At 66.8% G+C, this 21,732-nt stretch carries 15 protein-coding genes; 8 read left to right on the top strand and 7 right to left on the bottom strand.

What is annotated here, in order from left to right; genetic code table 11:
• Positions 1-52: 52 nt before the first annotated feature.
• On the bottom strand, positions 53-1,324 hold the full coding sequence (locus AB0M74_RS18505; protein ID WP_366527473.1) for an adenosylmethionine--8-amino-7-oxononanoate transaminase: 1,272 nt from the start codon (positions 1,322-1,324) through the stop codon (positions 53-55).
• 510 nt (positions 1,325-1,834) lie between these two features.
• On the opposite strand from AB0M74_RS18505, the gene AB0M74_RS18500 reads away from it, so the two are divergent.
• The 5 genes from AB0M74_RS18500 to treY all read left to right on the top strand — a co-directional run bounded on the left by AB0M74_RS18500 (position 1,835) and on the right by treY (position 10,306).
• Positions 1,835-2,878, top strand: coding sequence for a GNAT family N-acetyltransferase (locus AB0M74_RS18500; RefSeq protein WP_366527472.1), 1,044 nt, complete (start codon positions 1,835-1,837; stop codon positions 2,876-2,878).
• Positions 2,866-4,119 carry an MFS transporter gene (locus tag AB0M74_RS18495; protein WP_366527471.1) on the top strand — a complete coding sequence of 418 codons (1,254 nt, stop codon included), beginning with the start codon at positions 2,866-2,868 and terminating at the stop codon, positions 4,117-4,119. Before AB0M74_RS18500 ends, AB0M74_RS18495 begins: the two co-directional genes overlap by 13 nt.
• Positions 4,120-4,153: 34 nt before the next feature.
• Positions 4,154-5,563: an amino acid permease gene (locus AB0M74_RS18490; protein ID WP_366527470.1), complete on the top strand. Its 1,410-nt coding sequence runs from the start codon at positions 4,154-4,156 to the stop codon at positions 5,561-5,563.
• A 187-nt stretch (positions 5,564-5,750) separates the two neighbouring features.
• Complete coding sequence (gene glgX, locus AB0M74_RS18485) at positions 5,751-7,871, top strand: glycogen debranching protein GlgX (protein ID WP_366527469.1); 2,121 nt, start codon at positions 5,751-5,753, stop codon at positions 7,869-7,871.
• 11 nt (positions 7,872-7,882) lie between these two features.
• On the top strand, positions 7,883-10,306 hold the full coding sequence (gene treY / locus AB0M74_RS18480; protein ID WP_366527603.1) for a malto-oligosyltrehalose synthase: 2,424 nt from the start codon (positions 7,883-7,885) through the stop codon (positions 10,304-10,306).
• Here treY and AB0M74_RS18475 read toward each other — a convergent pair.
• The 3 genes from AB0M74_RS18475 to AB0M74_RS18465 form a co-directional block, all read right to left on the bottom strand.
• Entirely contained in the window at positions 10,226-11,458 is a 1,233-nt protein-coding gene (locus tag AB0M74_RS18475; RefSeq protein ID WP_366527468.1) for a DUF2235 domain-containing protein, read from the bottom strand. The genes treY and AB0M74_RS18475 overlap by 81 nt on opposite strands.
• Positions 11,459-11,648: 190 nt before the next feature.
• A complete protein-coding gene (locus tag AB0M74_RS18470; RefSeq protein ID WP_366527467.1) occupies positions 11,649-12,227 on the bottom strand; it encodes an MspA family porin in 579 nt (192 codons plus the stop codon).
• Between the two features lie 121 nt (positions 12,228-12,348).
• Positions 12,349-13,170 (bottom strand): methyltransferase domain-containing protein, encoded by an 822-nt coding sequence (locus tag AB0M74_RS18465; protein WP_366527466.1) that lies wholly within the window; start codon positions 13,168-13,170, stop codon positions 12,349-12,351.
• 165 nt (positions 13,171-13,335) lie between these two features.
• Between AB0M74_RS18465 and AB0M74_RS18460 the strand changes: the two genes are divergently transcribed.
• On the top strand, positions 13,336-16,035 hold the full coding sequence (locus AB0M74_RS18460; protein ID WP_366527465.1) for an AAA family ATPase: 2,700 nt from the start codon (positions 13,336-13,338) through the stop codon (positions 16,033-16,035).
• 123 nt (positions 16,036-16,158) lie between these two features.
• On the opposite strand, the gene AB0M74_RS18455 is transcribed toward AB0M74_RS18460, so the two are convergent.
• Entirely contained in the window at positions 16,159-16,398 is a 240-nt protein-coding gene (locus tag AB0M74_RS18455; RefSeq protein ID WP_366527464.1) for a hypothetical protein, read from the bottom strand.
• A 98-nt stretch (positions 16,399-16,496) separates the two neighbouring features.
• Between AB0M74_RS18455 and AB0M74_RS18450 the strand changes: the two genes are divergently transcribed.
• Together AB0M74_RS18450 and ilvA are read left to right on the top strand one after the other, a co-directional pair.
• Complete coding sequence (locus tag AB0M74_RS18450) at positions 16,497-16,931, top strand: nitroreductase family deazaflavin-dependent oxidoreductase (RefSeq protein ID WP_366527463.1); 435 nt, start codon at positions 16,497-16,499, stop codon at positions 16,929-16,931.
• Positions 16,932-16,999: 68 nt separating this feature from the next.
• Entirely contained in the window at positions 17,000-18,373 is a 1,374-nt protein-coding gene (gene ilvA / locus AB0M74_RS18445; protein WP_366527462.1) for a threonine ammonia-lyase IlvA, read from the top strand.
• A gap of 62 nt (positions 18,374-18,435) precedes the next feature.
• Here the strand turns inward: ilvA and AB0M74_RS18440 are convergent, their stop codons facing one another.
• On the bottom strand, positions 18,436-19,692 hold the full coding sequence (locus AB0M74_RS18440; protein WP_366527461.1) for a serine hydrolase domain-containing protein: 1,257 nt from the start codon (positions 19,690-19,692) through the stop codon (positions 18,436-18,438).
• Positions 19,693-19,916: 224 nt separating this feature from the next.
• The gene (treZ, locus tag AB0M74_RS18435; protein WP_366527460.1) at positions 19,917-21,668 is read right to left on the bottom strand and encodes a malto-oligosyltrehalose trehalohydrolase; all 1,752 of its coding nucleotides are present in this window, start codon (positions 21,666-21,668) and stop codon (positions 19,917-19,919) included.
• Positions 21,669-21,732: the final 64 nt, after the last annotated feature.

Genomic DNA, 21,732 nt, shown 5'->3' with positions numbered 1-21,732 from the left:
GACCCATCGCCCGCCACCCGCGACCAGCCGGTCGGTCGGTGAGCAATTCTGGCTATGCCGACTGCGCTTCGACCGCAGCCCGCATGCCCGCCGTGATCGCGGCGACATCCTCCGAGGTACTGATGAACGGCGGCATCGTGTAGATGAGGTTGCGGAAGGGACGCAGCCAGACGCCCGCGGCCACCGCGGCCGCGGTTGCCGTGCGCATGTCGACCGGGCCGTCGAGCTCGATGACGCCGATCGCGCCGAGCACCCTGACTTCGACAACCCCGCGCAGGTCACGAACCGGGGCGAGACCGGCGCTCAGCTCCGATTCGATCCGAGCGACCTCACCGCGCCAGTCGCGCTGCAGCAGCAGCTCCATCGACGCCACGGCGATGGCGCACGCCAGCGGGTTGCCCATGAAGGTCGGCCCGTGCATCAGACCGCCGTGTGCCGCGCTGAGGGTTTCCGCGATCCGCGCGGTACACAACGCCGCGGCCAAGGTGAGGTAGCCACCCGTCAGCGCCTTGCCGACGCAGAGCACATCGGGACTCACGCCCGCGTGGTCGGCGGCGAAAAGCGCTCCGGTGCGGCCGAATCCGGTAGCGATCTCGTCGAAGATCAGCAGCACGCCGTGTTCGTCGCACAGGCGGCGCAGGTCGGCGAGATAGCGCGGGTCGTGCCAGCGCATGCCCCCCGCACCCTGGACCACCGGCTCGACGATGACCGCCGCGAGCTCGTCGGCGTGCGCGGCCAGCGCACGGTCGAGTTCGGCCACATAGCCGGGTTCGTAGTCGCGGGGTGGCGCCGGCACGAAGACGTGCTCGACCAGCACGTCGGTCCACAGCGAGTGCATGCCGCCGTCCGGGTCGCACACACCCATCGGCGTGAACGTGTCACCGTGATAGCCGCCGCGCCAGGTGAGCAGCCGCCGCTTGGCGGGCAGCCCGAGCGCGCGCCAGTACTGCAGGCACATCTTCACCGCGACCTCGATGGACACCGATCCCGAGTCGCACAGGAACACCTTGTCCAGGCCGTCGGGGGTGTGCTCGACGAGCAGTTCGGACAGCCGAGCCGCGGGCTCGTGAGTGAGTCCACCGAACATCACATGACTCATCCGTTGCGACTGGGCAACCAGTGCCGCATCCAGCACCGGGTGCCGGTAGCCGTGGATCGCGGCCCACCAGGAGCTCATGCCGTCGACGAGTTCACGCCCGTCGGACAGGGTCAGCCGGGTCCCGGACGCACCCGCAACCACGAGCAACTCGGTCGTCGCAGGGAAACCACCATAGGGATGCCAAACATGCTCGGCATCGATGGCGGCGATCTCGTCGGGGGTCATTGCCACAGGAATCCTCGCGGTCGTGCGACTGCCCCGGCCTCCCCGGAGCTGGCTTGAACGGCGTTCAAGTTACCACTGGAGCTGCGTAAGCACGACCTCGCCTTTGCGGCCGAGGCCGATATCGCCCGACAGCGCTTGCCCCACCCGTCAGCGCGCCGGCGAGGGAACGCACTGGCTCAACCACAGAGGAAACCGACTCCGGCATCGACCTGTGAGCAATTGCTCAGCCGCGGCGCTGACGGTGCGACATATGACTGCCCCGACGCGATACCCGATTCCGGGTTTGCGACATAGAGCCGGAGCAGCCCCGGCAGCCCCGCCGATCGGCGGCATCATCGCCGGCTCGCCGATCAGCAATGCGCAGCGAATCCCGAAGGCAAATCACCAATTCCGCCGCGACACGACGGCCCGCTTGATAAAGTGTCACCAAATAGCGGCACGTTAGATGACGGCATGGCGACACAGTGTCCGATCCTGCCAACCCATCAGAATTCGTGGTGAGCAATGCAGGTGACGCTGACAACCTCCGACACCCGGCCTCCGGAATGGGACTCGCTCGCGGCTTCGACCGCGGATTTCGAGGTGTCGTCGCGATGGCTGGAGACCATGGCTCCATTGCTGCCCGGCGAGCCGCGGTGGCTGATCGCCCATGCGGGTGGCCGGGCACAGATCGGGCTGCACCTCCGGTTCGCGAGAACCCCTCCAGCGGAGCCGCGTTATGACATCGCGGCGATACTGCGCGGCGATATCCCCTCGCTGGACCAGCGCCCGATTCTCCTGTCCAAGACCCCCGGCGTCGAGTCGCTGTATCCAGCCGTGTTGGCGGTGCTACCCGGATACACCTGTATCCCTGCCGGGCCCGGAGCGACCGACCCAGCCCTACTGGCGGCGACCTTGCGAGCCACAGACGCCTGGGCAAGGCAGCAGGGTGCTCGATCGGTGTCGTTTCTCTACGTTCCCGAGCGGGAGAAAATCCTGCGACGCGCCCTGGAAGAGTTCGGTGCGCGGCCAGTTCAGTTGTTTCCGACCTGCGTCATGCCAGTGACTTTCGACAGTATGGACGAATACCTGATGCGGCTGGGCAGAAGTCGGCGCGCCGGATTGCGTCGGTTGCTGCGGTGGGTGGACGAGACCGGAATGACGCTCGGTGAGCAGGACCTGAGCGAGGTTCGCGAGGAAGTCCTGGAGCTACGCATGAGCTTGCTGCGCAGATACCACCATTCGGCTGACGACCAGGACGCCCAGCTAGCGACTATCGACCGAATCGTCCGCAACTACCCGCCCGAGGATCGCGCACTGACCACTCTTCGTCGTGGCGACCAGATCATCGGTTTCACCCTGGGGCTGCGGCACGGTGACATGTTGCGTGGGCTCTGGTCCGGGCAATTGCCCGAGGCGCGCGGCGCCTACTTCCTGCTGGTGTTCTACGGCGAGGTCGAGGCCGCGCTACGGCGCGGGCTGACCAGCATCAACTACGGCACGCTGCAGTGGCAGGAGAAGACCTCGTTCGGTTGCAGGCTGGAGCAGTTGGTCGGCCACACATGGTCGCTGTGATCCGGGTCGGCGACAGCCGACTATTCCTTGCGGGACAGGCAGTCTCACTACTCGGCGATGGTCTGGCCATTCTGGCGATCCCGCTGCTGGTGCTGGACCTGACGCACAATCCAGCGGCGGCGGCACTTGCCTCGGTGCCGCGCGCGGTCGGCTACCTGGTAGCGGGACTGCCCGCAGGCCCGTTGATCGACCGCACCAACCCCTGGCATGTTCTGATAGCCGCCGACGTGGTGCGGGTGGCGATCTTCGCCACGCTGTTCGGACTGTCGGTCAGCGCGACCGCCTCGGTCGGCGTCATCCTCGCCCTCGCATTGGCATCGGGCGTTGCCGGAGTGTTCTTCGAGACCGCACTATCGGTCGCGGTACGCGACCGCTATCGAGATCGAGAACTCTTACGCGCCAACTCTTTTCTCGAAACCGCGAGTCAATCGTCGATCCTGCTCGGACCGATGATGGTCGGGCTGCTCGCTGTCAGCGTCGGATTGGGATCCGCGCTGCTGGTGAACGCCGCCACGTTCGTGGTGTCGCTGGCGACGCTGTGGACGACCTCCCGGCGCGCGACCCCCGAGCGCGAAACCGACGACGCCGCTCCTTGGCGTCAGCTCGGGGCCGAGTTCCGCGAGGGTCTGCGCTACCTCGCCACCTCCTCGGTCCTGGTCTGGCTTGCGGCGTTGGCCGTCATCTCGAACCTCTGTTTGGGGGCCGCCACGCTCCTGGTGTTCTTCGCGCGTGACTACCTCGGCGCGTCGACGTGGCTGGTCGGTTCGGCAGCCGCGGGCGGTGGTCTCGGTGGGGTCCTCGGCGCGGCCACCGCACCCGCCGTCATCGCCAGGTTCCGTCCGGTTCCGTTGTGCGCGACGGCGACCTTGCTGACCGGTATCGCGTTGGCCTCGGCAAGTGTGGCGGCCAATATCTGGTGGCTCACTGTGAGCAACGCCGTGTTGGTCTGGGCCGATGTGCTCGCCAGCATTGTGGTCCGGACGCTGCGGCAGCGCATAGTGCCACGGGAGCTCCTCGGCCGGGTCACCGGCGCGGTGCGATGGGTTGTGCTGGCGACGACTCCGATGGGGGCCGCCGTCGCGGGGCTGCTCACGCGGCTCGCCGACAACGATCCCCGCCCTGCCTTCCTTGTCGCCGGGGCAGTTCTGGGGGTGTCCACTCCGGTCATCTGGGCCATCGGACTGCGCGACCACCGCAACACTCCGATGCTCCACCGAAGCGAAAGTGTGCTCACCAGATGACGACACATGTCGAAAGAAGGCCCCTGTGACAGCTATGGCACGTGCATCTGAGCAGCTCGAGCACACAATCAATACCCGGCAGCTCACCATGATCGGAATCGGCGGTGTCATCGGCGCCGGATTGTTCGTGGGTAGCGGCAAGGCGATCTCGTCGGCGGGGCCGGGCATCGTGTTCGTGTATCTGGGCACCGGTCTGGTCGTCATCCTGGTAATGCGGATGCTCGCCGAACTGGCGACGGCCAGTCCAGAATCCGGATCGTTCTCGACATACGCAACGCGGGAACTCGGTTCATGGGCAGGGCTCGCGGTGGGGTGGTTGTACGCCTATCACTGGTGTGTCACCGTCGCATTCGAGGCGATAGCCGGGGCCGCGATCGCAAGTCATCTCATTCCCGCAGTTCCGACCTGGCTATGGGCGCTGGGGTTCATGGCCGTCCTGACGTGGGTGAATCTGGCGGCGGTCACCTCGTTCGCCCGATTCGAGTTCTGGTTCGCCATGATCAAGGTCGCCGCGATCGTCGGATTCATGTCCATCGGCGTCGCGGCCATCGGCGGCTTACTTCCACACGTGGACTCCCCCGGTGCCGCCAATTGGGTCGACCACGGCGGACTCTTCCCCCATGGGTTCGGCCCGCTGCTGCCCGCCGCGCTGACAGTCTTCTTCTCCTACTTCGGAACCGAGCTCGTGACGATTGCCGCGGGTGAGGCCAGGGATCCGGTCATCGCGGTGCGCCGAAGCATGCGCAGCGTCGGATGGCGAATCCTCGTGTTCTACGTGGGCTCGATCCTGGTTGTCATCACGTTGATGCCCTCGAATGCCGTCGAGATCACAAAGAGTCCGTACGCCGCGGTATTGAACCTGTTGCATATCCCGGGCGCTACGACCGTCATGAATCTGGTCGTGCTCACTGCGGTGTTGTCGTGCCTGAACTCTGGGATCTACTCCTCGTCCCGGATGCTTTTCTCGCTGTCGCAGCGAGGCGAAGCACCGCGTGCCTTCGGGCGTGTCACCGGAAGGCGAGTACCGGCCAACGCGGTCCTGGGCGCCTCCAGTGCCGGCTTCCTCGCCGTCGTCGCGAACTACTTCCTGCCCACTGGAGCCGTGTTCACGTTTCTGCTCAGCTCTTCGGGCGCTGTGGCCATCGTTGTCTACCTTTGCATCTGCGCAACCCAGATCGTCGGACGCCGCAGGAAGTCTCCGGCACAGAATGCCGCGCTGCCGGTCAAACTGTGGGGCTTTCCCTACGTATCGTATTCAGTGACGGCGATATTGCTGACCATCGTCGGTGCGATGGCATTCTCACCCACGTCTTGGACCCCGCTCGCGCTCACGATGATTGTCACGAGTGCCGCCGTGAGTGCCGGCGTCGTGCATCAGAAGATGCAATCGGCGACACCACCTCCCGACGCCGTACTGGTCGAAGCCGACTCGCTCGAGGACTGACCAGGCGAACAGGTGATTCGGTCGCCTCCCGCGAGTGCCGACGCGCCTTCCTCGGCGGACTCGCCCACATCGCCAGGCGGGTGCGTGACGAGCGTTGCTGGGTGAAAACCAATCCCGACCAGCACTGACACGCGCGGCCGCAACCACCCACATGGACGGTTGCCTGGGGGCCGCTAGTGTCGTTGACATGGCTCAGCCCGACGCAGCGCCCGGTGACGTGACACCACTCGGTGTTTGGCCCGGCACCGCCTACCCTCTGGGCGCTACCTACGATGGTGCAGGCACCAATTTTTCGGTGTTCTCCGAGGTCGCCGATGCCGTAGAACTGAGCCTGATCGCCAGGGACGGCACCGAGACCAGGATCCCGTTGGAAGAGGTCGACACCTACGTCTGGCACGCGTACCTACCGACGATCGGGCCGGGACAGCGCTACGGCTTCCGAGTGCACGGGCGTTACGACCCCGATCGCGGATTACGCTGCGATCCCAGCAAATTGCTGCTCGATCCCTACGGGAAAGCTTTCGACGGCGACTTCGACAACGATCCGTCGCTCTACACCCACGGCCTGGATTCGCTGGGGCACACCATGACCGGCGTGGTGATCAACCCGTTCTTCGACTGGGGCTCCGATCGCAGGCCGAATCGGCCCTATCACGAGACGGTGCTCTACGAGGCGCATGTCAAGGGCATGACGATGACGCACCCCGACATTCCCGAGGAGTTGCGCGGCACCTACGCGGGCATCGCACACCCGGCGATCGTCGGATATCTGAAAAGCCTCGGCATCACCGCTATCGAACTGATGCCGGTGCACCAATTCCTGCACGACCGTGTCCTACTGGATCAGGGCCTGCGAAATTATTGGGGCTACAACAGTTTCGGCTATCTGGCCCCGCACAACGAGTACGCCGCGAGCCCGCGTGGCGGCGCCGCGGTCACCGAGTTCAAGGCGATGGTGCGCGCCCTGCACGCGGAGGGTATCGAGGTGATCCTCGACGTCGTCTACAACCACACCGGTGAGGGCAATCACCTCGGACCGACCCTCGCCTTCCGCGGTATCGACAACGCCGCCTACTACCGCCTCATCGACGACGACCCGTCGCGTTACATGGACTACACCGGCACCGGCAACAGCCTCAACGTGCGCCACCCGCACACCCTGCAGCTGATCATGGACTCGCTGCGCTACTGGATCCTGGACATGCACGTCGACGGCTTCCGCTTCGATCTGGCTGCCACGCTGGCCCGCGAACTGCACGACGTGGACCGGCTATCCACGTTTTTCGATCTAGTGCAACAGGATCCGGTGGTCAGTCAGGTGAAGCTGATCGCGGAACCGTGGGATGTCGGCGAAGGCGGCTATCAGGTCGGCAACTTCCCCGGCTTGTGGACCGAGTGGAACGGCAAGTACCGCGACACCGTCCGCGACTATTGGCGCGGCGAGCCCGCGACCCTCGGCGAGTTCGCCTCCCGGCTCACCGGCTCCTCGGACTTGTACGAGGACACCGGCCGCAGACCGAGCGCAAGCATCAACTTCATCACCGCGCACGACGGGTTCACGCTACGAGATCTGGTGTCCTACAACGAGAAACACAACGAGGCCAACGGCGAGGGCAACCGCGACGGCGAAAGCTGGAACCGATCCTGGAACTGTGGGGTGGAGGGCCCCACCGACGACCCGGATATCCTCGCCCTGCGCGCCAAGCAAAGCCGTAACCTGCTGGCCACGCTGGTGCTCAGCCAGGGGACGCCGATGCTCTCACACGGCGACGAAATCGGGCGGACGCAAGGGGGGAACAACAATGTGTATTGCCAGGACTCACCGCTCGCCTGGATGGACTGGTCACTGATGCAGACGAATTCGGACCTGCTCGACTTCACGCGCGCGGTGATCGCGCTGCGCACCGAGCACCCCATCTTCCGCCGCCGTCGCTTCCTGAAGGGCAGGCCGATCCGGTCCAAGGAGCATGCCCGCGACATCGCGTGGCTCACCCCGGCGGGCGAGCAGATGACGCCTGCGGACTGGGACAGCGGATTCGGCAAGTCACTGACGGTGTATCTCAACGGACGCGGCATTCCCGAGCCCGGCCCGCGTGGCGAACACATCACCGACGATTCGTTCCTGCTGTGCTTCAACGCGCACGATTCCGCCCTCGATTTCGCCCTGCCCGGTACCGATTACGGTCCGGAGTGGTCGGTCGCGCTCGACTGTTCGATACCCGACGGCCGCTCCGAAACCATCTATCCGGCGGCCGCGACCGTCACCCTCCCCGCCCGGTGCCTGCTCGTCCTCCGTTGCACCGCATGACCGAAACGCCCATGACCGAGACGCAGAAACACTTCACCGATCCCATTCTCCGTGGCCGCCGACCGGCCAGGCAGACCACGGTCCGCAGCACCTACCGACTCCAGCTGCGACCCGATGCGCTGACTTTTACCGAGGCCCGCTCGATCGCGGAATATCTACAGCAGCTGGGTATCTCGCACCTGTACCTCTCGCCGATCCTGACCGCGGCGCACGGCTCGACGCACGGCTACGACGTCACCGATCCCACCACCGTGTCGGCGGCGCTCGGTGGCCCGGCGGGCCTCAAGGCACTCGCCGACGAGGTACGCAGCCGCGGTATGGGTCTGATCGTGGACCTGGTGCCCAACCACGTCGGTGTCGCCGACCCACAGCAGAACCCGTGGTGGTGGGACGTGCTGCGCAACGGACGCGAATCGAAGTTCGCGCACTTCTTCGACATCGACTGGAGCCCGGCCAACGGCGCGGGCGGGCGGCTGGCGCTGCCGGTGTTGCAAAGCGAAAACGATCCGGCGGCTCTGACTGTCGACCGGTCCGGTTCGGAACCGATGCTGGCTCTGCACGACCTGCGTTTTCCCATCGCGGCGGGCACCGACGGCGATAACGCGCTGCGCATCCACGACAAACAGCACTATCGGCTGGTCAGCTGGAAGGCCGGACTGTGCACCTACCGCCGGTTCTTCGCCGTCAGCAGCCTGGCCTCGTTGCGCCAGGAAGATCCCGAGGTCTTCGATATCACCCATCGCGAACTCGCCGCCTGGTGCGAGCACGATCTCATCGATGGCGTCCGGGTCGACCATCCGGACGGATTGTCCTATCCCGCCGCCTATCTGACGAAGCTGCGCAGGCTGATCGGACCGCATCGGCTGCTACTGGTGGAGAAGATCCTGGCCAACCGCGAGCCGCTCGACGCGACGCTGCCGATCGACGGCACCACCGGCTACGACGCACTCGCCGATATCGGCGGTGTGCTCGTCGACCCGGACGGTGAGCCCGCACTCACCGAACTGTCGCGGCATATCGCCGGGCACGGCAGCGACCGGGCCTGGATCGGCGAGACCGAGCACCGGATCAAACGCGCGGTCGCGGAAAGCATTCTGGCCCCGGAGGTTCGGCGGTTGGTGGCCGCCGTCAAGCGCGACGCGCGAGCGGGAAGCTTCGACACCATGGCGCTGACCAACGCGACCATCGAGGTGCTGGCGTTCATGCCGGTGTATCGGGTCGACTACGCGCCGCTGGCCGGGATGACCGGCGCGGTGGTCGCCGAAGTCGAAAAGCGCAACACCGAGCTCACCGCACCATTGAATATCCTGGTGTCCGCCTTGGCCGTGGAAGGCGAAGCCAGCGTGCGGTTCAGTCAGGTCTGCGGCGCGCTGACCGCCAAATCCGTCGAGGACACCATGTTCTATCAGGCGGCCCGACTGGTCTCCTTGCAAGAGGTGGGTGGCAATCCGGCTCGATTCGGCCACTCGCTCAACGAGTTCCACCTGTCCAACAGCGAACGGGCGCAACGCTGGCCTGCCACCATGACCACGCTGTCCACCCACGACACCAAACGTGGTGAGGACGTGCGGGCTCGGATCGGGGTGCTGTCGCAGGTCGCCGAGACCTGGGCGCAGTCGGTCGAGTCGTGGGTGGAGCAGAAGCCAGGTCCCGACGGCGCGACGACCCTGTTCCTGCTGCAGAACATGTTCGGTGTGTGGCCCGCCGACGGCCGCCCGGCCTCTTCGGTGTCGGGCCTGCGCGAACGACTGCACAGGTTCGCGGAGAAGTCGATTCGCGAAGCGGGCGTGCACACCTCGTGGGAGGAGCCGGATGCCGAGTTCGAGGCATCGGTGCACGGCTGGCTGGATGCGGTGATCGACGGCCCGGTCGGCTCCGAAATCGGCGACCTGGTACACGAGCTCGCGCCACACGCCTGGTCGGATTCGTTGTCGCAGAAGCTGCTGCAGCTGTGCGGGCCCGGTATCCCGGACATCTACCAGGGCTGTGAGCTGTGGGAAGACACCCTGGTCGACCCGGACAACCGGCGGCCGGTGGACTTCGCGGCACGCGCCGGGCTATTGCAATCGCTCACCGGCACACCGGCATTGAACACCAACGGGGCGGCAAAGATGTGGATCGTCGCCTACGCGCTGTGGCTGCGCAGGGAGCGGCCGGACTGCTTCGTCGGCGGCACCTACCTGCCGCTGTTCGCCACCGGCGACCACGCGAGCAGGCTGGTGAGCTATGCCCGTGGCCGGACGGGCGAGGCACCCGAGGTCATCGTGGCCACCACCCGGCACAGCATCGGTCTCGCCGAAACCGGGTGGGGCGACACTACGCTCGAATTGCCGCAGGGCAGCTGGACCGACCGGTTAACCGGCCACACTTTCCAAGGCCGGGCTCGACTGGAAAAGCTCTTCGCCCGGCTGCCTGTCGCCCTGCTCGTGCGCTAGCAGGGTGGACACCCCACCGGTCTGCTCGACCAGGTCCGCCGGGAACATGCCGCCGAGGTCCGCGCGCCAGCGCCGCAGATTCACCGGACGGTAGTGCGGCTCACTCTTGGCGCTGGAGGCTATCCGGACGCACTGGTCGATCGGGGTGGCCAGCCGCCGCCAGGAATCCCAATGGAAGCGCCGGTTTCGTGGGTTGCGCAGCGTCCGAAGCACATTGAGGATGCGGTAGCCCATGCCGAGGGACTTGTGCAGTGCCAGGTGCTTGGCGCCCTCGGCGTGGCAGCGCTTCGACAGCCCCGCCAACCGCTCCCGGTCGAAGGCGAGCCCGACCGATTCAGCCTCGGTCACCATCCACTGCAGGGTGATGTCGGACAGGCCGCACTCTTTGTAGCCGCCGCCGATATCGCTGTGCACGCCCTCGAACCAGACCTGCTTCACCCGATCGAAGTGCTCGCGGTACTTCACGTTCGGCTCGATCGGCACCTCCCAGAGGCACGGCTCGAAGTTGCGGCGCCGCTCATCGATCGCCAGCGCCTGGCGCGCGCAGTGCACGTTGGACGAGAGCTTGACATCGTGGAATTTGTGCCGCAGCGAGGTCAGGCCCGGCACGCCGAGCGCGCCGACCGTGTCGAACACACCGAGGAAGTCGATCGTGGCGGGGTACCTGCAGTGCTTGTCGCGGAAGTCGATCCATTCCTGCGGCTCCGACGGATCCGGCTGCCGCGGCGTCGGCTGCGGTGCGGCGGAGCGATGAATGCGCAACGCCTGCGGGTATTGGCCGTCGATCATCGACTCCGGTGTCATGATCCCGATACGGCCGATCAACCCGGCGAGGCTGCGGGCGGTGAAGGCGCCGCGACTGAAGCCGAAGATGTAGATTTCGTCGCCGGGTTCCCAGTTCAGCGCCAGATGCCAGTACGCGGACGACAGGTTCGCCTCGAGCCCGAGCCCGAATGCGCCGCCCATCAGCCGGTCGGCGAGGAACCCGCGCGCACCCGGCCCCGACACGTAGCTCACCCACTGCTGGATCGGCTCTCCGGTGGGTCCCGGAGCGTCGAATCTGATCGTCTGGGCGATTTTGATGATGTTGGATACCGTGCTGCTCGATTCGGCTTTCCAGGTGCCGTCGCAACAAACTACCAGGCGTTTCATGGGCAAATTCTCCCGCCGCATCCCCGTGTGAAACCTGCGTACTGGACTACTCGAATCATCGGGGTTCGAGCACGGGTTGTTAATGAAAACAATGCATTTCAGTGGGCGAATACCCTGAAGTCTCAATGGGGATAGGCCCTGGAAAAACAAAAGCCCCGGCGCACCGGGGCTTCGTCGTGTCGTGTCGACCTCACAGCCAGGTAGGGTCGCCGAACACCGCGCCCATGTCGTCGACCTCCGGTGAGGAGGCGATCACGTAGGTGAATTGCCGGATGGCGACCGGTCCGGTGCAGGTATTGACCTTGAGGTGGAAGTCCCGAACCACTGTCTGAATAAGCTTCCCGGGAATCATGTCCTTCTCGGCCACCGGTACCTCGGCGACCTCACCTGGCGTGAGGTTCAATGTCACCACCGGGTTCGGATTGAGGAGCCAGGGCGTAAGTTCGTCGGCCTCCGGGTCATACCCGAAGATGATATCGGGGGTCCCACCGAGCGTGCCCGCACCGACGGTCACCGCGCAACCGACGTGATATCCGACCCTCAGCTTACCGCCTCCCCCGTCGACCTTGCCGTAGGCAATGCCACTGACCAGGGCCTCCCTGGTGGTGCCCACCATGTTCAACGGCGCGATGCGGTTGATCGTCTCGTCCCTGTTGCCCACCATCAGATCGCCGCCCAGCGGCGATGCGTAGGTCACCTCATGCGGCGGCATGGCGACGATTTCGGCTTCGGCTCGGGGCGCGGACGTCACCGACGAAAGAGCGGCCATACATGCTCCGACGAGCGCCGAAGCTACCTTCGTCACATTCGATGGCATGACCGAGATTCTAGTAGCGCACCGCTATAACGGCGGGTTAGGACACGGCTCGTGCGGCGATTGGTTCCAGCAGCTATCGCTTGTGCGCCAACACCGCGAACATGGTCACCGACAGGTGGTAGTCACCCACGGCGATGCCCGCATCCAGTTCGGCCCGGAATTGATCATGTTGTGCGGCAGTGATCGCCCCCGCCGCGACAGCCCGCGCCGTCATTTCACCGTAGAGCGGCAGTGCCGATCCCGGGTCCCAGATGACCGCCTCCGAGCCCATGTCGTCGATCTCGAAATCCGCCGCGACCAGCAGACCACGCAGCCGGCGGCCGGACGCCGGATTAGGGGTGTTCGCCAGCAGCGTCTCGGACATCGCCTGCACGACCGCAGGGTCGCCGGGATGGGTGATCGCGGTGTGCCAGTCACTGTCGATGAGCAGCACCCGGCCACCGGGGCGCAGCACCCTGGCTATCTCGGCGGTCGCGGCGGCCGGGTCGTCGAGATGCTGATACACGCGCTCACAGCGGATCGCGTCGAAATGGCCGTCGGGGAAGGGCAATTGGTAGACCGAGCCGCCGAGATACCGCGCCCTCGACCCTGCAGCCTCGGCGCGCTGCTCGGCGATGACAACCATCGCGGGATTCGGATCGATGCCGACCGCCTCGCCTTCCGTGCCGACGCGCTCGGCGAACGCCTCGACTTCCGAACCGGTGCCCGATCCGATGTCGAGGACGCGCTCCCCCGCCGTGACCGCGAGCGCTTCGTGCGCCCAGCACCGCATCCGCTGGATGCCGGGTAGACGAGCCTGTACATCGAGAATGGCCACGAGGGTGTCGATCTGTCCGGAATCGACATGCTCGGCGTGAAAGGACGGCCCTATGTCGGGCGTATCACCATGTGCCATACGCCGACCGTACCTGCGCCGCGACATCGAGTGGCGCAGGCCGACCATGCGCCGACCGAAACGAGGGCACGCCGACCGGATCCGTCCGCGTCGGCAAGTCGGGCTTTCGCGGATGGGCATATATCGCCGCGGACCGACCGTCTGCTGGACGGCTACGGTGAGCAGATGCTCCACGGACGAGAAGCCGAACAAGCACTCATCGATCGGCTGCTGCAGGGAGCCAGGGAGGGTCGCAGCGGCGCACTCGTTATTCGCGGCGAGCCCGGAATCGGGAAGACCGCGCTGCTGGACTATGCGGCGACCCAGGGTATTCCGACGGTGCGCAGTGCCGGTGTCGAGTCGGAGGCGGAGCTGCCCTTCGCCGCGCTGCACCTGCTGGTACGACCGGGACTCGAGATGGTGGACATGCTGCCCGGCCCGCAGCGCGATGCGCTGCGCGGCGCGTTCGGCCTGACCCAGCACAATCCGGCCGACCGGATGCTGATCGGTCTCGCCGTGCTCTCACTGCTGGCCGAGGAAGCCGCCGATGGTCCACTGCTGTGCCTGATCGATGACGCGCACTGGCTCGACCGCGCAACAGCCGAGACACTGCTGTTCGCGGCCAGGCGACTGGATTCCGAGGGCGTCGTCATCATCTTCGCCACCCGGCCTGCGGACGACGATTTTCCCGCGCCCGGTCTCGCGGAGCTGACCGTCACGGGATTGCGGCAGGACGCGGCGGCGGCGCTGGTGGACAGCCACACCGCCGATCTGGCTCCCGCGCTGCGCTATCGACTGCTGACCGAGGCGGCGGGCAACCCGCTCGCACTGTTGGAATTACCCGCGGTGCTGGCGGTCGAGGCGACCGGCTCGACGAGCACAGGGCCCAACCCGTTGCCGCTGACACAGCGCCTGCAGGTGGCCTTCCATGGCCAGGTCAGCAGACTGCCCGCTCCGACACGGACGCTGCTGCTCGTCGCCGCCGCGGCAGGCACCGATGACCTCGGCACAGTGTTGCGCGCCGCGGCAGCCCTCGGACCGCAGCTGTCGGATCTGCAACCCGCCGAATACGCCGGTCACCTGCACAGCAATGGTCGAACGCTGGTCTTCCGCCATCCACTGCTGCGGTCAGCGGTCTACCAGGGCGCACCGCTGGCGCAGCGCCTCGCTGTGCACACCGCGCTCGCCGAGGCGTTGCACGATCCCTCGGACGCGGACCTACGCGCCTGGCATTTGGCCGCCGCGGCAACAGGTCCCGATGAATCGACCGCTACCGCACTCGAGGAGACCGCCGACCGTGCGCGGCGGCGCAGCGGCTTCTCCGGCGCCGTCACCGCCTACGAGCGTGCGGCCGGCTTGAGCACCGACGCGAAAGCCCGCGTCCGGCGACTGGTCTCGGCTGCCGAAACCGCTAGCGAGGCAGGTCAATTGGACCGGGCCCGCACGCTCGCCGAACGCGCGGCAGGCCAGAACAGCGACCCGTTGCTCGACGCGCGCCTGGATCTGGTGCGAGCGGCCGCGGAATTCGGTGCAGGCAAACCACTCTCGGCCCACCAGCTGCTGCTGGCAGGCGCGGACCTGGTGCGCGACAGCGAACCGGTGCAGGCGGCCCGCATCCTGGCGCAGGCGGTGCACACGGCCTGGTATCTCGGCGCACCGGAATTGGCGGATGTTGCCGCGCGGCTGACCGCGCTGGCGTTGCCCGAGTCGGATTCGATGACGCCGATCGCTCGCTACACGGTCGCCGCCATCGAGGGCCGCTACACCGTCGACCTGCGCGAGACGGCCGCCACAGCTCGCCGCAACGGCGCCGACAGCCCGCGCGACCTGGTCCAGATGTGCGGCGCGGGCCTGGTCGTCGGTCAGGATGAGCAGGTCGCGGAGCTGGCGCAGAACCTCATCGCCGAATGCCGTGACCAGGGTCGCATCGCCCTGCTGCCGACGCTGCTGTTCTTCCGCGGCGAGGCCGAGGTGTTCCTCGGCAGGCCGCACGAGGGCCGGATCGCCGCGACCGAGGGACTGCGGATCGCCGAGGATATCGGACAGGACCATTGGATCAGCCAACTCAGTAGCTACCTCGCCTACCTGGCCGCGTTCGAAGGGCGTGAGCAGGACTGCCGGGCTCTGGTCGCACGCGCGCTGGCCGAGCAACTCGGCGGCGCCGCGGCGCCCGGCGCACCGTGGACGAATTCGGCACTCGGTCTCCTCGAGCTCGGCCAGGGCAAGGTCGAGACAGCGCTGGCGCGGCTGGAGCTGCTGACCGTCGAACCCGCCCGCCACCATGTCGCCGGGATGCGCGCCCTGCCGGATCTGATCGAGGCTGCGGTTCGGCTGGGCAGTCCGGAGCGGGCCGGAGACGCCATGGAACGGCTGCAGTCGTGGGCCGCGGGCGCGCGGCAGGATTGGATCGCCGCGCTCGCCCACCGCTGCCAGGCACTGATCGGTCCGGAAACCCAGGTGGAGGACCACTTTCAAGCCGCGCTCGCCCTCGGCGGCAGGCCGTTCGAGCAAGCGCGTACCCAGCTGTTGTTCGGCGAATGGTTACGCCGCAACCGCCGCAAGGTCGAGGCACGCAACCACTTGTCGCCTGCGTTGGAAGTCTTCGAACGACTCGACGCCGCACCGTGGGCCGAGCGCGCTCGCACCGAACTCGCTGCGCTCGGCGTCGGCACCGCGGCACGGCCGGCGACCGGGGTGCTCGCCAGGCTGACCCCGCAGGAACTGCAGATCGTGCGGCTCGCAGCACAGGGCATGTCCAACCGCGATATCGCAGCGCAGTTGTTCCTCAGCCCGCGGACCGTGGGGCATCACCTGTACAAGGCGTATCCGAAGCTGGGTGTGTTGTCGCGAGGCGAGCTGGCCGAGCTACCACTCGACGCGGATTGACCGACGCCGCCGGGCCGGAAACGGTCGACGATCGCGAGGGTGGCCGTCGAAGGGCTCGCCGATGGAACCCCGAGGTGATCGACGACAGTCGGACCCGCGGGGCCGGAGGTAGTCCGTGGACGGTCAGCGTGCGGCGAGGATCCGGTCCGCGCGGCGCGCCGAGTCCGACCGGCGCCTACCGGCCTGTCCGATGATCCACCGGGCTCCGGCCACCGCTGCGGCCACGAGCACCGCGATCTGCGGCGAGCCGGTGCCGAGCACCAGAATCAGGCAGGTCACCAGCCCGGCGGCGAGCGCCTCGAGCTTGTACGTCGGCCACGCGGTGCCCGCGATATCGACGGTGGAGGGGTGAACCGTTGCCATGTGGTCAGGATATACGGATAACGAAGTTCGGTCCACCGAACATTTCCGAACATATCCAGGGCGGGAACAGCGGGCGACGCTGTCGCGTTGCCCGGAATATGCCACTCACGGGAGAATATGCACCGAGCACATCCGACTGGGCACGCAAGCAAGCGGAAAAGTACGAGAGTTCCGGCGGCACCGACGGCACCTCACTGCAGGGCAAGCCGGTAATCCTGCTCACCACGCGGGGCGCGAAGACCGGCTTGCTGCGCAAGACGCCGCTGATGCGGGTCGAACACGACGGGGAATACGCGGTTGTCGCCTCGCTGGGCGGCGCACCGAAGAACCCCGTCTGGTACCACAACATCAAGGCCGATCCGCACGTCGAGCTGCGCGATGGCACCGTGACGAAGGACTACATCGCCAGCGAGGTCTTCGGCGACGAGAAGGCCCGATGGTGGGAGCGAGCCGTCGCGGTCTGGCCGGACTACGCGAACTACCAGACCAAAACCGATCGTCAGATCCCGGTCTTCGTCCTCACCCCGCAGTAATCCGCCACTGCACACCACATGCCCACCCGCCGCGTCGGGCCTGCGCGGCGGGTGGCAGCATAATTCGGGTGTCCAATCCGCTTGATGTTCTCGACGAACTGTCCGCTTCCCGTCCCGCGCTGAGCGCGGATGAGATCGACGCCGCCGCCAAGCGCATTGCCGACATTATCGAGCCGACCCCGCTGCAGTTCAGTGCCCGGCTGTCGGTGCTGACCGGTGCCAAGGTCTACCTCAAACGCGAAGACTTCTCCGCCGTCCGCTCCTACAAGTTGCGTGGCGCCTACAACCTGATCGTGCAGCTCACCGCGGACGAGAAAGCCGCAGGCGTGGTCGCGGCCAGCGCAGGCAATCACGCCCAGGGCGTGGCCTTCGCCTGCAAGGCGATGGGTATCAGCGGCCGCATCTACGTTCCGACCACGACACCCAAACAGAAGCGCGACCGCATCCGAGTGCACGGCGGCAAGTTCGTAGAACTGATCGCCGTAGGGGAGACCTACGACGCCGCCGCCGCGGCCGCCGCCGCCGATGTCGAGCGCACCGGCGCGACCATGGTGCCGCCGTTCGACGATGTGCGTACCGCGGCCGGTCAGGGCACCATCGCCGCCGAAATCCTCGAGCAGCTCGGCACCTCGCCCGATCTGGTGGTGGTGCCGGTGGGCGGCGGCGGTTGCCTCGCAGGCATCGGTACCTACCTGCGCGACCGCTCACCGCAGACCGGCATTCTCGGCGTGGAACCGGCAGGCGCGGCCTCGATGACCGCGGCGCTGGTCGCGGGCGCACCGGTGACGCTGCCGGAGATCGATCCGTTCGTGGACGGCGCCGCCGTGCGCCGGATCGGTGATGTGCCCTTCGCGGCGGTCTCGAGCTTCGGCGGCCGGGTGGTGTCCCATGCCTCGTTGCCTTTACTTACCGCCACCGAATCTCCCGGTGGCGCAGGCTCTTTCCGCATCATGCAGGTGGACGAGGGCGCAATCTGCACCGCCATGCTCGACCTCTACCAGAACGAGGGCATCATCGCCGAGCCCGCGGGCGCGCTCGCGGTCACGGGGCTATCGGAGATCGCCGCCGAGCCCGGCTCTCCGGTACTGCCCGGCTCGACGGTGGTGTGCCTGATTTCCGGCGGCAATAACGACGTGTCCCGCTACGGCGAGATCATCGAGCGCTCGCTGGTACACCGCGGGCTGAAGCACTACTTCCTGGTCGACTTTCCGCAGGAGCCGGGCGCGCTGCGGCGCTTCCTGAACGAGGTGCTCGGGCCCGAGGACGACATCACCCTGTTCGAGTATGTCAAGCGCAACAACCGGGAAACCGGTGCCGCGCTGGTCGGTATCGAACTCGGTGCGCCGGACGGGTTGGCGCCGCTGCTGGAGCGTATCGCGCGGACTCCGATCCAGTGCGAACAGCTGGAGCCAGGTTCTCCGGCCTACCGCTATCTGACCTGACGTCATCGGACTCGTGCGCCGTCCCCCCTTTCGCGGGGCGGCGCACCTGCCCGTGCTGATCGCTAGGCCGCCTCGGGGGTCTCCACGACGGCGGCGGCTCGCCTGGTCGAGCGTAGTCCGGCCAGCACCATCGGCAGCAGCCAAGCCGCTGTCGATTGGTCGAAGGTCAACTGCCCCACCGAAAGCCGGTTGTGCACGAAGCCGACCGAAAGCCCGAGGCGCGGCTCGGCCCAGCCGAACGAGCCGCCGAGACCGATGTGACCGAGACCCGCGCGAGCACCGGGCATCGGCACCGAGTGGTAGCCGAGGTGCCAGAGCATCGGCGCGTAGAACAGCGCGTGGTCGAGCCGGTAGCTCTCGATCCGGCGCAACGCCATGATGGTCCGCGGCGACAGGTATCGACGACCGTCGACCGTTCCGTTGTTGGCCAGCGCCCCATACATGGTCGCCAATGCCGATGCGGTGCTCACCCCGTTGCCCGCGCCGAGTTCGGTGTTCAGGATAGGCGGATCCTCACCCTCCAGGATTGCTTCGACACCGGGCAGGAACAGACAGCGGGCAGCCGCGCCGAGTGCGCCCGGAATCCCATGGCTGAAACCTAATACCTTTGCGGTGAACGGGTTTCCGATCGGACGCAGCTGGTTGCCCGCGAGTGCGGCGTAGCTGGTCGACGCGGAGGCGGGCGGGCGGCCCAGATGAATGCCGTCGATGCCGAGCGGCTCGGCGACCTCGGTGCGGAACAGCTCCGCCATGCCCGCGCCGGTGATCGCGCGAGCCAGCCCGGCGAGCAGCCAACCGAAGGTGAGTGCGTGGTAGGCCGGAACACCGATCAGGTGGTCGGGTTTCGCGGCGGCGAGGCGTTCCTCCATCAGTTGGTGATCGAGGATTTCCAGGCCGGAGGCGATCGGACTCAGCGCGGACAAGCCCGCACGGTGGGTCATCACCTGACGGACGGTGATGGCTGCTTTACCGTTGGCGCCGAACTCCGGCCAGTACTCCGCCACCGGGGCGGCATAGTCGAGCAACCCGCGGTCGGCGAGGCGGTGGATCACCGTGGCGGTAATGCCCTTGGTCGCCGAGAAGATGATGGATCCGGTGTCTTTGGTCCACGGCGTGTTGCCCGCACTCCCGGTCCAGATCTCTACGAGCGGCGCACCACGCAGATACACCGTGAGCCCCGCGCCCGCGCCACGACGGTTTCCGAATGTCTTCGCGAAACGGCGTACCAGTGGTCCGAATTCAGCGGCAGCGCTGCCGCCCACCCCGGCAGGGAGTTCGCCCGACAGATCGAAGTCCCCGGATGCAGCCACGTTGCTCATTACTCAACGGTAATGGCGGCGGTCGCACTCGGCAACGGTCATTGTCTCGGACAGTTGACACCACGCGCTCCGAGCCGCGCGGAATGCGGCTGCCAGCCATCGGCTTCCGAAGCTTTCGAAACGGTAACATCGCAGGTCAACGAGGTTGATACGCCCACAAGCGGCCGCCGGTGATAACAATTTTCGTTCGGTTTCCTTCGGCGGCCCGGCTGGACCGCCGGCCGTCAGCGGATCCGCTCCGACTCGGCGACCTCATCGGCGGATACCACCACGAACGAGTGCCCGGGAACGACTGTCCCCGAATCGGCTTCGACAGGTTCGCCCCAGGCCAGCAACATCGTTCCGACAATCGGCACGGTGACCGGATCGGCGGACAGGTTACACGCCAGCCGCACCGTCCCTCGGTGCACGACGATCCAGCGAGCATCCTCGTCGTAGTCGACCGCTACCTGGGTCAGCCACGGGTCGGTGAGCTCGGCCCGCGCACGTCGCAGCGCGATCAGCGCGTGATAGCAGCCGAGCAGCCCGGCATGACGCGCGACCCCCAGCTCCGACCAGTCGAGTTTCGAGCGCAGAAACGTCTCCGGGTCCTGCGGGTCGGGCACATCGTCACTGTCCCAGCCATGCTCGGCGAACTCGGCCTTGCGGCCGGCGGCGGTGGCGGCCCCGATCACCGGATCGGTATGCGAGGTGAAGAACTGGAAGGGTGTGCGCGCACCCCACTCCTCCCCCATGAACAGCATCGGCGTGTAGGGCGAGAGCAGCACGAGAGCGGCCTTGATCGCCAGTTGCCCGTCGCTGAGGTTGACGCTCGGCCGGTCACCGAGCGCGCGGTTGCCGATCTGGTCGTGGGTGCAGGTGTAGGCCAGTAGGGCGCTCGCCGGGATCGCCCTGGTGTCCAGTGGACGGCCGTGGGTGCGGCCGCGGAAACTGGAATACGTTCCGGCATGGAAGAAGCCGTTGGTCAGGGTGTGCGCGAGGCAACCGAGCGTGCCGAAATCGGCATAGTAGCCCTGCCTTTCACCGGAGACCGCGGTGTGCACGGCATGGTGCAGATCGTCGTTCCACTGCCCGGTCAGCCCGTAGCCACCCGCACCCCGCGGGGTGATCAGCGTTGCGTCGTTGAGATCACTTTCCGCGATCAGGGCCAGCGGCCTGCGCAGGTGGGCGGCGAGGCGTTCGGTCTCGGTGGCCAGTTGAGCGAGCAGGTGGGTGGCGGTGCGGTCGACCAGCGCGTGCACCGCGTCCAGCCGCAGCGCATCGATGTGGAACTCGCGCAGCCAGCGCAGTGCGTTGTCGATGATGAAACGGCGCACCGTATCCGAGCCCGGCCCGTCCAGGTTGAGGCTCTGGCCCCAGGTATTGCGTCCCGTGGTCAGGTAGGGCCCGAAGCGCGGCAGGTAGTTACCGGAGGGGCCGAGGTGGTTGTAGACGACATCGAGTGCGACGGCCAATCCTCGTGCGTGACAGGCATTCACGAACCGCTGCAAACCGTCGGGACCACCGTAGGGTTCGGCCACCGCATACCAGAACACACCGTCGTAGCCCCAGTTGTGGGTGCCGTCGAAGGCGTTCACCGGCATCAGCTCGACCACCGTGACACCGAGTTCCACCAGGTGATCGAGACGTGCGATCGCCGCGTCGAACGTACCCGCCGGCGTGAACGCACCGACGTGCAGTTCGTAGTAGATCGCGCCAGCCAGCTGCCGCCCGGTCCAGCCGGAGTCGGTCCATACCGCCGGGTCGAGAACGTGCAGCGCCGAACACCCGTGCACGCCGTCGGGCTGTCGCGGCGAGCGCGGATCGGGCAGCACCGTCGGATCGTCATCGAGGAGGAACCCGTAGCGCGCCGCGGGCGCGGACGCCACCTCGGCTCGCCACCACCCGTCGGTCGACCTGGTCATCGGATGCACCGAACCGTCCACTTCGACCCGCACCCGCTCCAGACGCGGCGCCCACACCTCGAAGAAGGTCACCGCGCCAGCATCGCACGCCCGACCCCTCCCCACGCACCGACCGTGCGGGCATTCCGGACTGGCC

It is taken from the genome of Nocardia sp. NPDC051463 (genome assembly GCF_040681975.1).
In the GTDB taxonomy this organism is placed as follows: Bacteria; Actinomycetota; Actinomycetes; order Mycobacteriales; family Mycobacteriaceae; genus Nocardia.
Note: the sequence above shows the minus strand (reverse complement) of the source record. Positions and strands in the feature narration are given on the sequence as shown.

What these genes read in the sequence shown, in the direction of transcription:
- AB0M74_RS18505 (WP_366527473.1), bottom strand. Translation starts at nt 1,324, where the DNA reads ATGACCCCCGACGAGATCGCCGCCATCGATGCCGAGCATGTTTGGCAT.
- AB0M74_RS18495 (WP_366527471.1), top strand. Translation starts at nt 2,866, where the DNA reads ATGGTCGCTGTGATCCGGGTCGGCGACAGCCGACTATTCCTTGCGGGA.
- AB0M74_RS18490 (WP_366527470.1), top strand. Translation starts at nt 4,154, where the DNA reads ATGGCACGTGCATCTGAGCAGCTCGAGCACACAATCAATACCCGGCAG.
- glgX (WP_366527469.1), top strand. Translation starts at nt 5,751, where the DNA reads ATGGCTCAGCCCGACGCAGCGCCCGGTGACGTGACACCACTCGGTGTT.
- treY (WP_366527603.1), top strand. Translation starts at nt 7,883, where the DNA reads ATGACCGAGACGCAGAAACACTTCACCGATCCCATTCTCCGTGGCCGC.
- AB0M74_RS18475 (WP_366527468.1), bottom strand. Translation starts at nt 11,458, where the DNA reads ATGAAACGCCTGGTAGTTTGTTGCGACGGCACCTGGAAAGCCGAATCG.
- AB0M74_RS18470 (WP_366527467.1), bottom strand. Translation starts at nt 12,227, where the DNA reads ATGGCCGCTCTTTCGTCGGTGACGTCCGCGCCCCGAGCCGAAGCCGAA.
- AB0M74_RS18465 (WP_366527466.1), bottom strand. Translation starts at nt 13,170, where the DNA reads ATGGCACATGGTGATACGCCCGACATAGGGCCGTCCTTTCACGCCGAG.
- AB0M74_RS18460 (WP_366527465.1), top strand. Translation starts at nt 13,336, where the DNA reads ATGCTCCACGGACGAGAAGCCGAACAAGCACTCATCGATCGGCTGCTG.
- AB0M74_RS18455 (WP_366527464.1), bottom strand. Translation starts at nt 16,398, where the DNA reads ATGGCAACGGTTCACCCCTCCACCGTCGATATCGCGGGCACCGCGTGG.
- AB0M74_RS18450 (WP_366527463.1), top strand. Translation starts at nt 16,497, where the DNA reads ATGCCACTCACGGGAGAATATGCACCGAGCACATCCGACTGGGCACGC.
- AB0M74_RS18440 (WP_366527461.1), bottom strand. Translation starts at nt 19,692, where the DNA reads ATGAGCAACGTGGCTGCATCCGGGGACTTCGATCTGTCGGGCGAACTC.